This is a genomic window from Mesorhizobium qingshengii (genome assembly GCF_027563465.1).
Taxonomy (GTDB): domain Bacteria; phylum Pseudomonadota; class Alphaproteobacteria; order Rhizobiales; family Rhizobiaceae; genus Mesorhizobium; species Mesorhizobium qingshengii_A.
The window spans coordinates 16,091-29,638 of record NZ_JAPFQA010000005.1 but is presented as its reverse complement, the minus strand read 5'-3'; the positions used below and the strand labels follow the sequence as shown (position 1 = coordinate 29,638).

Annotated in this window: 13 protein-coding genes and 1 pseudogene; 8 read left to right on the top strand and 6 right to left on the bottom strand. The window is 63.5% G+C overall.

From position 1 onward, the window contains the following. Positions 1-45: 45 nt before the first annotated feature. The 3 genes and pseudogenes from OOJ09_RS13400 to OOJ09_RS13390 form a co-directional block, all read right to left on the bottom strand. Positions 46-201: pseudogene (locus OOJ09_RS13400) on the bottom strand (DNA polymerase III subunit chi); the annotation flags it as partial. Then, complete coding sequence (locus tag OOJ09_RS13395) at positions 201-1,259, bottom strand: glycerophosphodiester phosphodiesterase family protein (protein ID WP_269905678.1); 1,059 nt, start codon at positions 1,257-1,259, stop codon at positions 201-203. The pseudogene OOJ09_RS13400 and the gene OOJ09_RS13395, both read right to left, overlap by 1 nt. 96 nt (positions 1,260-1,355) lie before the next feature. Beyond that, entirely contained in the window at positions 1,356-2,564 is a 1,209-nt protein-coding gene (locus OOJ09_RS13390; RefSeq protein WP_269905677.1) for an acyltransferase family protein, read from the bottom strand. Positions 2,565-2,688: 124 nt separating this feature from the next. Between OOJ09_RS13390 and speB the strand changes: the two genes are divergently transcribed. The 3 genes from speB to OOJ09_RS13375 all read left to right on the top strand — a co-directional run bounded on the left by speB (position 2,689) and on the right by OOJ09_RS13375 (position 5,152). Then, positions 2,689-3,699 (top strand): agmatinase, encoded by a 1,011-nt coding sequence (speB, locus tag OOJ09_RS13385; RefSeq protein WP_269905676.1) that lies wholly within the window; start codon positions 2,689-2,691, stop codon positions 3,697-3,699. A 30-nt stretch (positions 3,700-3,729) separates the two neighbouring features. Beyond that, the gene (gene argC, locus OOJ09_RS13380) at positions 3,730-4,656 is read left to right on the top strand and encodes an N-acetyl-gamma-glutamyl-phosphate reductase (protein WP_269905675.1); all 927 of its coding nucleotides are present in this window, start codon (positions 3,730-3,732) and stop codon (positions 4,654-4,656) included. Between the two features lie 175 nt (positions 4,657-4,831). Continuing rightward, positions 4,832-5,152 (top strand): hypothetical protein, encoded by a 321-nt coding sequence (locus tag OOJ09_RS13375; protein WP_269905674.1) that lies wholly within the window; start codon positions 4,832-4,834, stop codon positions 5,150-5,152. Positions 5,153-5,171: 19 nt separating this feature from the next. Here OOJ09_RS13375 and OOJ09_RS13370 read toward each other — a convergent pair whose 3' ends face one another. Continuing rightward, entirely contained in the window at positions 5,172-6,263 is a 1,092-nt protein-coding gene (locus tag OOJ09_RS13370; protein ID WP_269905673.1) for a COX15/CtaA family protein, read from the bottom strand. 197 nt (positions 6,264-6,460) lie between these two features. Between OOJ09_RS13370 and OOJ09_RS13365 the strand changes: the two genes are divergently transcribed. After that, entirely contained in the window at positions 6,461-6,676 is a 216-nt protein-coding gene (locus tag OOJ09_RS13365) for a DUF2842 domain-containing protein (protein ID WP_269905672.1), read from the top strand. A gap of 22 nt (positions 6,677-6,698) precedes the next feature. Here OOJ09_RS13365 and OOJ09_RS13360 read toward each other — a convergent pair whose 3' ends face one another. Next, positions 6,699-7,757 (bottom strand): polysaccharide deacetylase family protein, encoded by a 1,059-nt coding sequence (locus tag OOJ09_RS13360; RefSeq protein WP_269905671.1) that lies wholly within the window; start codon positions 7,755-7,757, stop codon positions 6,699-6,701. A 91-nt stretch (positions 7,758-7,848) separates the two neighbouring features. On the opposite strand from OOJ09_RS13360, the gene OOJ09_RS13355 reads away from it, so the two are divergent. Next, entirely contained in the window at positions 7,849-9,075 is a 1,227-nt protein-coding gene (locus OOJ09_RS13355) for a GNAT family N-acetyltransferase (protein ID WP_269905670.1), read from the top strand. 83 nt (positions 9,076-9,158) lie between these two features. Here OOJ09_RS13355 and OOJ09_RS13350 read toward each other — a convergent pair whose 3' ends face one another. Then, entirely contained in the window at positions 9,159-9,872 is a 714-nt protein-coding gene (locus OOJ09_RS13350) for a GntR family transcriptional regulator (RefSeq protein ID WP_269905669.1), read from the bottom strand. A gap of 262 nt (positions 9,873-10,134) precedes the next feature. Between OOJ09_RS13350 and OOJ09_RS13345 the strand changes: the two genes are divergently transcribed. From OOJ09_RS13345 to OOJ09_RS13335, 3 genes are all read left to right on the top strand, one after another. Further along, positions 10,135-11,223 (top strand): ABC transporter ATP-binding protein, encoded by a 1,089-nt coding sequence (locus OOJ09_RS13345; protein WP_269905668.1) that lies wholly within the window; start codon positions 10,135-10,137, stop codon positions 11,221-11,223. Between the two features lie 34 nt (positions 11,224-11,257). Further along, positions 11,258-12,547 carry an ABC transporter substrate-binding protein gene (locus tag OOJ09_RS13340; protein ID WP_269905667.1) on the top strand — a complete coding sequence of 430 codons (1,290 nt, stop codon included), beginning with the start codon at positions 11,258-11,260 and terminating at the stop codon, positions 12,545-12,547. 89 nt (positions 12,548-12,636) lie between these two features. Further along, a complete protein-coding gene (locus OOJ09_RS13335; RefSeq protein WP_269905666.1) occupies positions 12,637-13,548 on the top strand; it encodes an ABC transporter permease in 912 nt (303 codons plus the stop codon).

Below are 13,548 nucleotides of genomic sequence, written 5' to 3'. Positions count from 1 at the left end.
GAACGTGTAGATGCCCGCACGCGGGCCGGTCGTTGCAAACGACCGCTAATTCCGCCGCTGCCACCGGCCCCGTTCGTCGGCCTGCCAATAGGTGACCTCAAATCCGCGCGTCTTGCAATCCGTCCAGGTGCTGCGGGCCAAGGCAAGTGCGTCCGGATCGTCGCCGTTGAACAGCAGCACCATGCGCTCGTAGCTCTGGCTCAATTGATGCTGGCGGTCGCGGCAGGTTCGAGGCGTTCGCCCGTCCCGGCATAAGGCACGCGATAACCGTTCGCCGCCAGCCAGTCGATGGCCGCCTTCGGCTCGTCGGTCTGAATGATGGTGGCGCCGCGATCGACCCAGAACCCCCAGCTTTCGCGCGGCAGGCTGGCCTGGACCGCCAATTCGTCGCCACGGCCGCCGGCGAGGAAACCGCCCGGCTTGTTGACGATGGCGTAGGTGTCGGCCCAGATGTGCCAGTTGCCCCGTACCGCCGCCGCGCGCATGCGCGTGCTGAACAGCGGTCCGCCGGTTTGCGTCAGCGTCTCGGCCCCGGCCCGCCAGTTGATCAATTCGATCGCGCGCGGCGCAAAAGCATGATCGACCGTCTCGGCGAAACCGGCATCATGCACCACGTCGTCGGCGATGATCGGCATGAACTGGACGCCGCCACCGATCGCGGCCATGGCCGCCTTCACGGTGGTGATCCGGTTCTGGTTCCAGAGGTTCTCCTTGACGATGACCTGGTCGGCCATGCCCAGATCGCGCGCCACCGCGATCATGCCCGGGAGGTCGCCGACTTCGAGCTTGTTGTCGAGATTGATGAGGATCCGGTCCCTGGTCGCCAGCAGCATTTCGCGCAGCGTCGAGACCCTCTCGTCGGTGACGGCGTGGGTGCCCTCGACCACCAGCCGACATGCCCTGAGTTCGGCCAGCGTGTACTTCACCACCTCGCCCTTGCAGGTCGTGGTGCGGTCGAGCCAGCTGTCATGCATGACAACGAATTCATTGTCCTTCGAGCGCCTGATATCGACCTCGACAATCTCGGCGCCCATGGTGATCGAGCCTTCGACGGCGGCAAGCGAGTTTTCCGCATAGAGCGTCTTGCCGGCCTGCATGCTGCCGGCGCGATGCGCGGCCACCATGATGTGGTCACGGCACTGATTGGCATGTTCGAAGCGGTCGAGAATTTGCCTGGTGCGGCTTTCGCCGGCCAGAGCCTGAGCGGAGGCGGCAGCGAGGGCCGAAGAAAGCAGAAGGCTCAGCCAGATCGTCCGCATCGAGAATCGCTCCTTGCCGGATCGAAGCCGGGGATAGGCGATGCCCATGACATCCAGGTGAACGAAGCCGGCTAGCGGCTTCGCAAGCAGAGGGCGTCAGATGCGTTTCGAGAGCCGGCGGAACCATGCCATCGCCGGCATTTCAACAAAGCGCCAAGTGATCCAGGAGACGACGATGGTGGCGACGAGCATGACGAGGATCGCCACGGTGCCAACCCAGCCGGTACCGAAGCCTGTCGCCGGATCGCCGCGCAGCACGATGTCGCCGACGAGGCCCAGGCCGAGCTTGCGCTCGACGAGCCCGGCAACGTTGATCAGGCGCGCCTGGACGAAGATGTGGACCATGTAGATCGAGTAGGACAGCGCGCCGAGCGTCAGCATGAAGGGCGTCCTCAGCAAGGCAGAAATCCAGCCGCCTTCATGAGCAAAGAGAAACAGCGCCAGCGCGAACACCAGGGGCGCGGCGATGCCGAAATCACTGTTGCCCGCCAACGAGACAAAAAGCGCGATGACCGCCACCATGACGATCTCGGCAAGGCTCCAGGCCAGGCGCGGGCCACCCCTGGCGAGAGCCTGTCGCGCCGCTGCAATGGAATCATGCTGAAACCAGGCCAGCAAGGCACCCAGCGAGAAGCCATACAGGCAGCGGATGAAGCCGAAATCATAGGACACATCCATATGATGGGTCGAAAATCCGAGCAGGAACAGCGGCGCGGTGACCGCAGCGGCGACGAACCATACCCAGGCGCGCGCGCCGGCGACGAAGACCACGCCCGCGAACAGGAGATAGGCGAAGAACTCCGCCGAAATGCTCCAGCTTGGCGCATTCCAGGTCAGTCGATCCTCGAAGCCGACGCCTTGCAGCAGAAGCAGATTGGCAAGCAGGCTCCTCAGGTCGAAACCGCCGGTGAAGGGGGGAGCCCCGGTGCCATGCAGTTGCGGCAGCATCAGCCGCAGCAGCTCGAAACCGGCAAAGGCGGCAAGCATGATGAGATGCAGCGGGTAGATGCGGCCGAAACGGACCAGGGCGAAGCGAGCGGCCTCTTCCGGCTGGTTCAGCCGATTGCCGTAACTGCTGGCGATGACGAAACCGGAAAGAACGAAGAAGAAGTCGACAAAAAGGTAGGACGAACCGATGAAGGCGCTTTGCGAAACCATCGAAGCGGTCGGAAAATGGAACAGCGCCACCAGAAGCGCGCAGATGCCGCGCCACGAATCGAGAACCAGGAAGCGTTCGCCTGCGATCGTGCCGGCGTGGGCCGACACCACGGCGCGAGAAGGATTGAGGAACGCCGTCTGCGTCATGATGATACAAATCCTGTCTTGCCGCGGCACTCGAGCGGCGCCATTTCGTCTCGCCAAGCTGTGACTGGCATCTTCCGTGCCGGTTCTGTAGTTGTTGCACCCCGATGAAAAACGAGGATCCGTAATGGCGAACAAGAACATCGACCACGCCTTCACCGCCCGTTCCAAAACGGGCGGCGCCCTCGAGCCGACCTATTCCGGCGCGCTGTCGTTCATGCGGCGCAAATACACGAAGGACGTGAAGGGCGCGGACGCGGTGGTATGGGGCATTCCGTTCGACGCCGCCGTCACCAACCGGCCCGGCGCGCGTTTCGGGCCGCAAGCGATTCGCCGCGCCTCGGCGATCCTCGACAACGACCCGCAATACCCGTTTTCACGCGACCTGTTCGAGCATCTGGCGGTGGTCGACTATGGCGATTGCCTGCTCGACTCGGGCAACCACCAGAAGACGCCAGGGACGATCGAACGCGAGGCGACGAAGATCCTGAAGTCGGGCGCCTTCCTGCTGACGCTAGGCGGCGACCATTTCGTGACCTGGCCGCTGCTCAAGGCGCATGCCGCCATCCACGGTCCGCTCGCTTTGGTGCAGTTCGATGCCCACCAGGATACCTGGCCGGACGATGGCAAGCGCATCGACCATGGATCCTTCGTCGGCCGCGCCGTGAAAGAAGGCATCATCGATCCAGACCGCTCGATCCAGATCGGCATTCGCACCCATGCGCCTGACACATTCGGCATCAAGATCCTCTACGGCCACGAGATCGAGGAGATGCGGGCGTCCGACATCGCCTACGCCATCGTCGACCGCACTGGCGGCAAGAAGACCTATCTCACCTTCGACATCGACTGCCTCGATCCGGCCTATGCGCCCGGCACCGGCACGCCGGTTGCGGGCGGGCCGTCCTCGGCGAAGATCCTGTCGACGCTGCGCCAGCTCAACCAGGTCGATATTGTCGGCGCCGATGTCGTGGAGGTTGCGCCGGCCTATGATCACGCCGATATAACGGCGATCGCGGGCTCGATGGTGGCCATGCAGTATCTCGGTCTGCTGGCGGAGCGAAAGGCCCGGCTTGAAGAGCTGAACAACAACGGCAATCACAACGGTGCCGCAGTGAATCACGGTCAGGGCATATAGTCTTGAAATATCAGGGAATTTGATCAGGCAATGAAACCGAAAATCTTCATCGACGGCGAGCACGGCACCACCGGCCTGCAGATTCGGGCGCTGCTTGCCGAGCGCGGCGATCTGGAGATCATTTCCATTCCTGCCGAGCGCCGCAAGGAAACGGCGGCGCGGGCAGAGTTCCTCAATGCCGCCGATATCGCGATCCTTTGCCTGCCGGACGATGCGGCGAAGGAAAGCGTCTCGCTGATCGCCAACGACACCACCAAGGTCATCGATGCGTCGACGGCGCATCGCGTGGCCGAAGGCTGGGCGTATGGCTTTGCCGAAATGGACAAGGAACAGGCCAGGACGATCGCCTCGGCGAAGCGCGTCGCCAACCCCGGCTGCTGGCCGCAGGGCCCGATCGCGACATTGCGGCCACTGGTTGCCGCCGGCCTGTTGCCGGCGGATTTCCCGATCACGGTCAACGGCATTTCGGGCTATTCGGGCGGCGGACGGCCGATGATCGAGGACTATGTCGCCAAAGGCGAGGACGCTCCGGAATTCCTGCCCTATGGCCTCACCCTGCAGCATAAGCATGTGCCGGAGCTGAGGACCTATGCCAGGCTGTCGCATGACCCGATCATGCAGCCGGCGGTCGGCAATTTCGCGCAAGGCATGATCACGGTGGTGCCGCTGCAGCTTGGCGGCCTCGACCATGTGCCGACCGGCGCCGAGCTTCATGCCGCCATTGCCGACCATTTCGCCGGTATCAAGGGCGGCGTGGTCGAGGTGGCACCCTATGTGCATCTGGAGCGCATGCCGGAGATCGATCCGGAGATCTACAACGGCACCAACCGGATGAGGGTCTACGTCTTCGCCAACGACAAACGCGCGCAGGCGCTGCTGCTGGCCGTCTACGACAATCTCGGCAAGGGTGCGTCGGGTGCCGCCGTCCAGAACATGGACCTGATGCTCGGTCTCTGATGGACGCAGCGGTATTTCCGGCGTGCTGGAAAATCAGTGCGCCCGGACTCATTGCTGAAACCCTTTCGAGCCGGGACCTGGAAGGTGCGGCGCGAGGATGGTTCATGGGCGGTCGTAACCGCTTGTTCACCATGATGGGCTACTGACGTATCCTGGCTTCGCTCAAGGATTTGTCATGGTCAGCGCGATCTCGGGTTCCTCGGCAACCCAATATTCCTCGTCCGCCTCGTCGAGCAACGCAGCCCAGGAGGCCGCGCTCGAAAAGCAGATCCAGAATCTGGAAGACCAGGCCAAGGCGATCAAGGATCAGGTTCAAGCCGCCCAGGTGCAGCAGGATATCGCGACCGCCCAGGCTAAACTTGACGCGCTCAGGGCCGCAGACGCCGAGAAAGCTGCCAAGGCCGCTCAGAGCCAGTCGACGACATCCGCCGCCGCTTTGCGCCAGGCGGAATTCGACGGTGAGAAAACCACGCAGTCCAACGCCTTTTGGATGTGACCGAGCGCTCGGCTTCGGATCAGTTCCTGAGCGCGATTTCGTGCGGCAAGGGATAGGCACCCTTGGTGCCGCGCCAATGCGCGGCGGCAAAACCCAGCACGACAAGCGCAAAACCCTGATGGGTCAGCGCCATATGCAGCGGCACCTGCATCAGCAGCGTGCCGATGCCGATCGAGGCCTGGACCAGCACCAGCAGGAACAGCAGCGTCGCGCGGCGGGCGTGGGTCGAGCCCGACAGGCGCATCCGCGTTGCGATCATGTGCCAGAGCGCGACGGCGAAAACCGTGTAGGCACCGAGGCGATGGACGAACTGCACCGTCTTCGGGCTTTCGAAGAAATTGCGCCACGCCGGCTCGATGATCAGCAGATCACCAGGTATCAGCTTGCCGTCCATCAGCGGCCAAGTGTTGTAGCTCAGGCCGGCGTCGAGCCCGGCCACCAGACCGCCGAGATAGATCTGGATCAGCGCCAGAAGCACGATGAAGCCGGCCAGCCTCTGCGTCGAACGATCGGCGGCGGGTTCGGAATGCGGCGCCAACCCGCGTGCAACGACCATGGTCGCGGTGAAGATCAGCGCGGCCAGCGTCAGATGGGTCGCCAGCCGGTACTGGCTGACCGAAACGCGGTCGACCAGCCCGGAGGCCACCATCCACCAGCCGATGGCGCCCTGCAGGCCGCCAAGGAGGAGAATGCCCGCAAGTTTCGGCCCCAGGCCGCGTTCGATGCGGCGCGTTGCCCAGAAGAACAGCAGCGGCAAGGCAAAGACCAGGCCGACGCTGCGCGCCAGGATACGATGCGCCCATTCCCACCAGAAAATCGACTTGAACGCCTCGATGCTCATGCCCTTGTTGAGCTCGGCATATTGCGGGATCTGCTGGTAGAGCTGGAATTCCTCTTGCCACTCGGCATCGTTGAGTGGCGGTATCACGCCGTGGATCGGCTTCCACTCGGTGATCGAGAGACCGGAATCGGTGAGCCTTGTGGCGCCGCCGACCAGCACCAGCGCGAACAGCACCAGAAGCACGACATAAAGCCAGCCGCGCACCAGCGCCCGGTTGTACAGGTCGCGGTCGCGGGCCACGAATGGCGCGGCAGCTGATATGGCAGCCATGGTCTTGTCCCGGCATGTTGGTTTCCCGGATTGGTGGACCATCGCACCGGTGCTGGCAAGACCGGGCGGCGCGGCACGCCGTCGCGCCGCGTCTGCCGGGTTGCACCGCTTCGCGTCAAGGCCTATGCGAAGCCAACACCCTGAGCTCGCCGGGATCCCTGTCCGGGTTCCCGACAGGCTCGACCAGGAGGCCATCCATGCCCGTGCGCCTGAAAAAGCTGATCGGAACGTTTCTGCTGGTGGCGCTGGTCATCATCTATGCGCTGCTCGCATCGATCTTCGCGGTCGCCCGACTGTCGGAGTCGGGGCCGTGGGTGCACTTCCTGTTCTTCCTGCTGAGCGGCCTGCTTTGGGTGCTGCCGGCGATGGGCATCATCAAGTGGCTGATGCTGGAACCACGGACCAAGCGCTGAACCGCACCTCGGCCAGTTGTGGTCAGATGGTGACAAGCATCTTGCCGGCGTTGGCGAGCGGCGTCGTCACGCCCGACAGCATGGTGCGGATGTGGGCGAGGCTCTGGTAGCGGCCGTTGATTGAAATACGCGGCAAGGCGTGCAGGAAGCCGGCATGTTCGGCGCGCAGCACACCGTGGCGCGTCGTCACGGCGGAGATATAGCCGGCGTCGCGGGCGAACCCCACTTCGCGGCAGCCCACCGCGCTGGCATAGCCATAGGGATAAGCGAAATGGCGCGGTTCTTCGCCCAGTTCAGCCTGCAACAGGCCGCGCACGGCGCCGATCTCGTGCCGAGCATCGGCTTCGGAAAGCCGCTTCAGATTGCTGTGGTTGATCGTATGGGCGCCGATCGTCACCAGCGGATGCGCGGCCATGCCGCGGATTTCATCCCAGTTCATCAGTGTCCGCAGACGCGGGCCGTCAGCGTCGACGCCTGTTGCGTCCGCCAGGTCACGCAGCACGGCCCGCAGGTCCTCCTCGCGGACTTCTGAGGTGAGGTGGGCGTGAAGGCGTGCGTTGGCCTGAAGCTTTTTGGCCGGGGTCGAACAATCGATCGTCAATGGGCCCCCTGGCGTATTCAAGGTCAGCCGGGTGCCTGCATTGACGATGTCCTCGACCACCTCCCACCACAGATCGGCGGTGCCGCTGATCAGTCCGGGCGCAACATATATGGTGATCGGCGCGCCATGCTTTTCCAGCACCGGCAACGCCTCGGTCATGTTGTCACGATAGGCATCATCGGCGGTGATGGTGGCAAACTGACCGCCCTTGCCGCCTGCCTTGATGCGCTCAACCGCTTCGTCCATCGGGACGAAGGCATAGCCGCTCGCCTTCATGTCGGCGATCACGGCGTCAAGGAAGCCGGGCGCGATATTCAGATGCCGGTTGACGCTGTCAGGCTTTTCCGGCGTCGCGGTGACGCGGTGCAGCATCAGGATGGCGCCAATGCCGCCGATGAACGGCTTGGCCAGCGGTGCGAGACCGGAATAGCGGGCGACGTTCAGCGCCAGTTTCCGGATTGCCTCGCCTCCGTCGATCATTCATTCACCTTTTGCGCCTAGGCTGATCCAAGCACGGAATGCGCCTACGCGAACCCCCAAATCGCGATCAATACGCCCTAAGGATTGAGGTATGGTTGACGCAACAGCGTCATTTGACGGCAATCGGCTCGCGGCGACCGAGGCGTCGCCCCGCGCCTTGCCGCGGGACCAGGCCGGGCCGTCGACATCCGTGGCATCCGCCGAGGGCCTCGCGGCCTATGCCGAGTTCTGCCGCTCGGCGCTGTTTGCGCCGGCGCAGAGTGCTGCCTGGGTCCTGAACTGGGCTGGGCAGCTTGGACCGGATCTGCTTGTCGCGACATTGAACGCCGAAGGCAGGCCGGTTTTCTCGCTGGCCCTGGAGGTCAGCCGCACCGGACCGTTCCGCGTCGCCCGCTTCATGGGTGGGCGCCACGCCAACGGCAACTTCATCGCCGTCGATCCGCAATGGCTGGCCAGGCCGGATATCCCGGCCATCCGATCGATGCTGACCGCCATTGCCAAGGCACGTCCTGACATCGACCTCCTGGCACTGGAAAGATTGCTGCCCGATCTCGATGGCGTCGCCAATCCACTCGCCTCGTTTGACCATTTTGCCAGTCCCAATCTGTCGCTGGCAGTTAATCTCGCCGATGGCTTCGATGCGCTGCTGTTGCGCGCCAGCGGCAAGCGCAAGCGCAAGAAGCACCGCTCGCAGATGCGCAAGTTCGAGGCCGTCGGCAGCCTTCGCCGCATCGAGGCCACCACTCCGGACGAGGTGAACAGGCTGCTCGACGCCTTCTTCGAGATGAAGGAGTTCCGCTTCCGCAAGATGGGCATCACCAACGTCTTCGCCGACGAGCAAGTGCGTGGCTTCTTCCGCGTGCTGTTCACGCAAGCGCTTGCCGAGGACAAGCCTTTCTTCGTGCTGCACGGGCTCGAGGTCGCCGGCAAGCTGCGTGCCATCACAGGCTCAAGCCGTTCGGGCAAGCGCCTGATCTGCGAGTTCGGGGCGATCGCCGAGGACGATCTCGGCCACACCAGCCCGGGCGACTTCCTGTTCTTCGACAACATCCAGGAAGCCTGCGAGACCGGTTTCGAGGTCTACGATTTCTCCGTCGGCGACGAGCCCTACAAGCGGCTGTGGTGCGATATCGAAACCCAGCATTTCGAAGTGCTGTTTCCCTTGACCCTGAAGGCCCGCGCGCTGGCGCTGACGCTCCGGCAAGGTGCGCGGCTGAAAGCCTTCATCAAGAACAGCCCGACGGTCTGGAAGCTGACCAAGATGCTGCGCCGCAAGGCGGCGGGACAGACAGCGGCTCGCACCGAGGACGAAAGCTAGAGCCCGTTTCATCGCGATGGAATCGGGATGAGGCTCCATCTGTTCGTTTGAGCATGATCTTTTCCGAAATCATGCCCCGGGTCTCAGAAATTCAGGGCTTCCCTGAGCGCCGGGCCGGCCCTGACGCGCAGATCGAGATCCGCCTCGATATGGTCGATATGGTGCAGCATCAGCCGGCTCGCCAGCCCGGAATCTCGGCTCTCCAGCGCGCCGACAATGCCCGTGTGCTCGCTGTGCCCGCAGGCCGACGCGCCGGATCGTCCATAAAGGGCAATGACCAGCGACGAGCGCGCCACCAGCTCCTCCATGAAGCGCTGCAGGATGGCATTGCCGGCAACCGAGGCCAGCAGCAGATGGAAGTCGCCCGACGCCTTGATTTCGGAGCGTCTCGCATGTGGGCCGCGCTCGGCGATAAAGCGCCCCTCCTCGTCGAGCTGCGCCCTGAAGGCGACGATGTCGGCGGCGGTTACGCGCCCGCAGGCGGCGATCGCGATGCCCGGCTCGATCAGCCGGCGCGAGGCGAATACCTGGCGCGCCTCCTCTGGCGACGGGTTGGCGACGAAGGCGCCACGGTTGCGCTCGGTGCGCACCAGCCCTTCGAAGGACAGCATCTGCAGGGCCGCGCGTGCGACAGTGCGGGAGACATCGAACAACGTGCCGACCTCGCCTTCCGACAGCTTGGTGCCTGGCGCCAGCCGGCGATCGACGATGGCGTCGCGCAGCTGGTCGCGGATCGTCTGGGCGCGATCCTGCGTGGCGCTGTCGGCGGCTGAATAGACCTGATCGGCGATGTTCATGGCGGAAGGTGTCCTGCCTCCTTCTAGCGCGACTCGCAAGGCCAGCACGAGAGGCAAAGTGAACACGAAGGCAAAAAAGATTGCATACGATTTTTGTGCATATCGCTTACAATAGCCCATTATTTGTGCAATGCACAAGCCAGCCCGTTCCGTGAGCAGCGATCAGGAATTCAGATTCTGCCGACGATTCAACCGCTTGGCCACTCGCCTCGCGATTGGCACGCATGATGCTTTGGTTAATGCGACCAAACGGGGAAGCCTGATGTCCAAAGCCGCCGAAATCGACATCGTGTCCGTTTCGAAAGTCTATGGAACGACGACCGCCGTCGAGGATATCAGCCTGAAGATCCCCGCCGGCACCTATTGCTGTCTGCTTGGCCCTTCCGGCTGCGGCAAGACGTCCACGCTGCGCATGATCGCTGGCCACGAGAGCATCTCCAGCGGCGATGTACGCCTCGGCAACACCGTCGTGACGGACCTGCCGCCGGCCAAGCGCGGCACGGCGATGATGTTCCAGTCCTATGCGCTGTTCCCGCATCTCGACCTCATCGACAATGTCGCCTTCAGCCTCAAGATGAAGGGCGTCGACAAGGAACAGCGCCGCGCCAAGGCGCTGGATATGCTCAAGCTGATGCAGATGGAGGCCTATGCCACGCGCCGCCCTGCGCAGCTTTCCGGCGGCCAGCAGCAGCGCGTGGCGCTGGCGCGTGCGCTGATCACCGATCCCGAGGCGCTGTTGCTCGACGAACCGCTGTCGGCACTCGATCCGTTCCTGAAGATCCGCATGCGCGCCGAGTTGAAGAAACTGCAGACGTCGCTCGGCATCACCTTCGTCCACGTCACCCACAGCCAGGAGGAAGCGATGGCGCTCGCCGACCTGATCGTGGTGATGAATGACGGCCGCATCGAGCAGGCGGCCCCGCCGCGCGACGTGTTCGAGCGGCCGGCAACCGCTTTCGTCGCGCGCTTCATGGGCGACCACAACGTCATCTCCGGCCGCGTCACCGGCAACCAGGACGGCATGGTCGTCTTCGACGTCAATGGCGGTGGCTCGCTCGCCGCCAGCGGGAAGCCACAGGAGGCGGGGCAGCCGATCGACATCGCCATCCGCACCGACCATGTGCGCATCGGCGCCGCTGCCTCGCCCGGCCTCGGCTTCACCGGCATCGTCTCCAACATCGAATACCGCGGCGCCACGGTGAAGCTCTCCGTCACTGGCGCCGGCATCGGCGATTTCACGGTCATCGTCGACGATTCCGACTTCTTCGCCAAACCGGTCGCCATCGGCGACGCCGTACCGCTCGCCTGGGATCCGCAAGACGCGATCGTCCTCGGCCGCCTTCATTCATGACGCCAACGAAGCAAAACAAGAAAGGGGAATAGACATGACAAACACCACGCAAGCCAAGACGGGCATATCGCGCCGCTCGCTGCTCAAGACAGGTGCGGCGGCCGTCGGCCTCGCCGCCGGATCCGGCGCCATCACCGGCTTCCCGACGATCTGGGCGCAATCCAACATCACGTTGCGCCAGTTCGGCACCGGCGTGTCGAACCTCAATGCCATCGCCGACAAGTGCAAGGCCGACCTCGGCATCACGCTGGAAATGACCGCGACCGATTCCGACGCCGCCGCCCAGCGCGCCGTAACCCAGCCCGACAGTTACGACATCGCCGACATCGAATACTGGATCTGCAAGAAAGTGTTCCCCACCGGTGTGCTGCAGCCGATGGATGTCAGCAAGCTGAAATATTACGACGAGCTGGTGCCGCTGTTCAAAACCGGCAAGCTGACGCCCGACAGCGTGATTGCCCAAGGCACCGCGCCGCACACGGTCGGCTTCGTCGAGGCGCAGGACAGCAAGGTGTTCGCCAAGGCGCCGACCAACTGGTTCACGATGGTGCCGACCATCTATAACGCCGACACGCTGGGCATCCGCCCCGATCTCGTCGGCCGCGACATCACCACCTGGGCCGACATCATGGACCCGGCCTTCAAGGGCAAGACCGCGATCCTCAACATCCCGTCCATCGGCATCATGGACGCCGCCATGATCATGGAAGCCATGGGCAACATCAAATATGCCGACAAGGGCAACATGACCAAGGAAGAGATCGACAAGACCATCGACTTCCTGATCAAGGCCAAGCAGGGCGGCCAGTTCCGCGCCTTCTGGAAATCCTTCGACGAGAGCGTCAACCTGATGGCGTCGGGCGAAGTGGTCATCCAGTCGATGTGGTCGCCGGCTGTCGCCGCCGTACGTTCCAAGGGTATCGCCTGCCGCTTCCAGCCGCTCAAGGAAGGCTACCGCTCATGGGGCGGCGGGCTTGGGCTGGCGGCGCATCTCTCGGGCGCCCAGCTCGACGCCGCCTATGAATACATCAACTGGTACACGTCTGGCTGGGTCGGCGGCTATCTCAACCGCCAGGGCTACTACTCGGCCAACATGGTCTCGGCCAAGAAGTTCATGACCGAGGACGAGTGGGGCTACTGGATCGAGGGCAAGCCAGCCAAGGGCGACATCAAGGCGCCCGACGGCACCGTCATGGAAAAGGCCGGCGCGCTGCGCGACGGCGGCTCGTTCGAGGAGCGCATGGGCCATGTCGCCTGCTGGAACTCCGTCATGGACGAGGACCGCTACATGGTGAAGCGCTGGAACGAATTCATCGCGGCGTAAGGAAGCCTAGCGCGCGCCTCCTCTTCCCTTCTCCCCTCGTGGGAGAAGGGAACACGGCTCAGGCCGCATCGCCAAACCCGAGAGCATTGATGACAGTCGCGCTCGAACGTCCCGCAATCGCCGCCGCGAAACCCGCCAGGCGCCGCCGCTTCTCGCTCGGCGCCGTCACGCCCTATCTGCAATCGGCGCCGCTGGCGCTGATCCTCGGTGCGTTCCTGCTGTTGCCGATCATCATGATCGTCGTCGTCTCTTTCTGGGACTACGACTTCGCCGCCATGTACCCGGATTTCCTGGCCACCAACTATTCCGACGTGCTGGGCTCTTGGGTCACCTGGAAAACCTATCTCAACACGATCAAATTCGCGGCCATCGTCTGGGCGCTGACCTTGTTCATCGGCTTCTGGGTCGCCTATTTCCTCGCCTTCCACATCCGCACCACGGCCATGCAGATGGTGCTGTTCCTGGTCTGCACCGTTCCCTTCCTGACTTCCAACATCATCCGCATGATCTCGTGGATCCCGGTGCTCGGCCGCAACGGCCTGATCAATTCTACGCTGGTGCATCTGGGCATTGTGCCCAAGCCCATCGAATGGCTGCTCTATTCCGAATTCGCCGTCGTGCTGGCCATGGTGCATCTCTACACGCTGTTCATGGTGACGCCGATCTTCAACACGCTGATGCGCATCGACCGCTCGCTGGTCGAGGCCGCCCGCGACGCCGGCGCTTCGGGCTGGCAAGTGCTGTGGAACGTCATCATTCCGCTGGCCAAGCCAGGCATGGCGATCGGCACCATCTTCGTCGTCACCCTGGTGATGGCCGATTTCTCAACCGTGCAGGTGATGTCGGGCGGGCAGAGCGCGTCGGTGGCGCTGATGATGAAAAACCAGATGTCGCTGCTGCAATATCCGGCGGCCGCCGCCAACGCCGTCGTGCTGCTGGTGCTGGTGCTCTTGATGGTCGCCGGCATCCTGCGCATCGTCGATATCAGGAAAGAACTGTGA

What these genes read in the sequence shown, in the direction of transcription:
- OOJ09_RS13395 (WP_269905678.1), bottom strand. Translation starts at nt 1,259, where the DNA reads ATGCGGACGATCTGGCTGAGCCTTCTGCTTTCTTCGGCCCTCGCTGCC.
- OOJ09_RS13390 (WP_269905677.1), bottom strand. Translation starts at nt 2,564, where the DNA reads ATGACGCAGACGGCGTTCCTCAATCCTTCTCGCGCCGTGGTGTCGGCC.
- speB (WP_269905676.1), top strand. Translation starts at nt 2,689, where the DNA reads ATGGCGAACAAGAACATCGACCACGCCTTCACCGCCCGTTCCAAAACG.
- argC (WP_269905675.1), top strand. Translation starts at nt 3,730, where the DNA reads ATGAAACCGAAAATCTTCATCGACGGCGAGCACGGCACCACCGGCCTG.
- OOJ09_RS13375 (WP_269905674.1), top strand. Translation starts at nt 4,832, where the DNA reads ATGGTCAGCGCGATCTCGGGTTCCTCGGCAACCCAATATTCCTCGTCC.
- OOJ09_RS13370 (WP_269905673.1), bottom strand. Translation starts at nt 6,263, where the DNA reads ATGGCTGCCATATCAGCTGCCGCGCCATTCGTGGCCCGCGACCGCGAC.
- OOJ09_RS13365 (WP_269905672.1), top strand. Translation starts at nt 6,461, where the DNA reads ATGCCCGTGCGCCTGAAAAAGCTGATCGGAACGTTTCTGCTGGTGGCG.
- OOJ09_RS13360 (WP_269905671.1), bottom strand. Translation starts at nt 7,757, where the DNA reads ATGATCGACGGAGGCGAGGCAATCCGGAAACTGGCGCTGAACGTCGCC.
- OOJ09_RS13355 (WP_269905670.1), top strand. Translation starts at nt 7,849, where the DNA reads ATGGTTGACGCAACAGCGTCATTTGACGGCAATCGGCTCGCGGCGACC.
- OOJ09_RS13350 (WP_269905669.1), bottom strand. Translation starts at nt 9,872, where the DNA reads ATGAACATCGCCGATCAGGTCTATTCAGCCGCCGACAGCGCCACGCAG.
- OOJ09_RS13345 (WP_269905668.1), top strand. Translation starts at nt 10,135, where the DNA reads ATGTCCAAAGCCGCCGAAATCGACATCGTGTCCGTTTCGAAAGTCTAT.
- OOJ09_RS13340 (WP_269905667.1), top strand. Translation starts at nt 11,258, where the DNA reads ATGACAAACACCACGCAAGCCAAGACGGGCATATCGCGCCGCTCGCTG.
- OOJ09_RS13335 (WP_269905666.1), top strand. Translation starts at nt 12,637, where the DNA reads ATGACAGTCGCGCTCGAACGTCCCGCAATCGCCGCCGCGAAACCCGCC.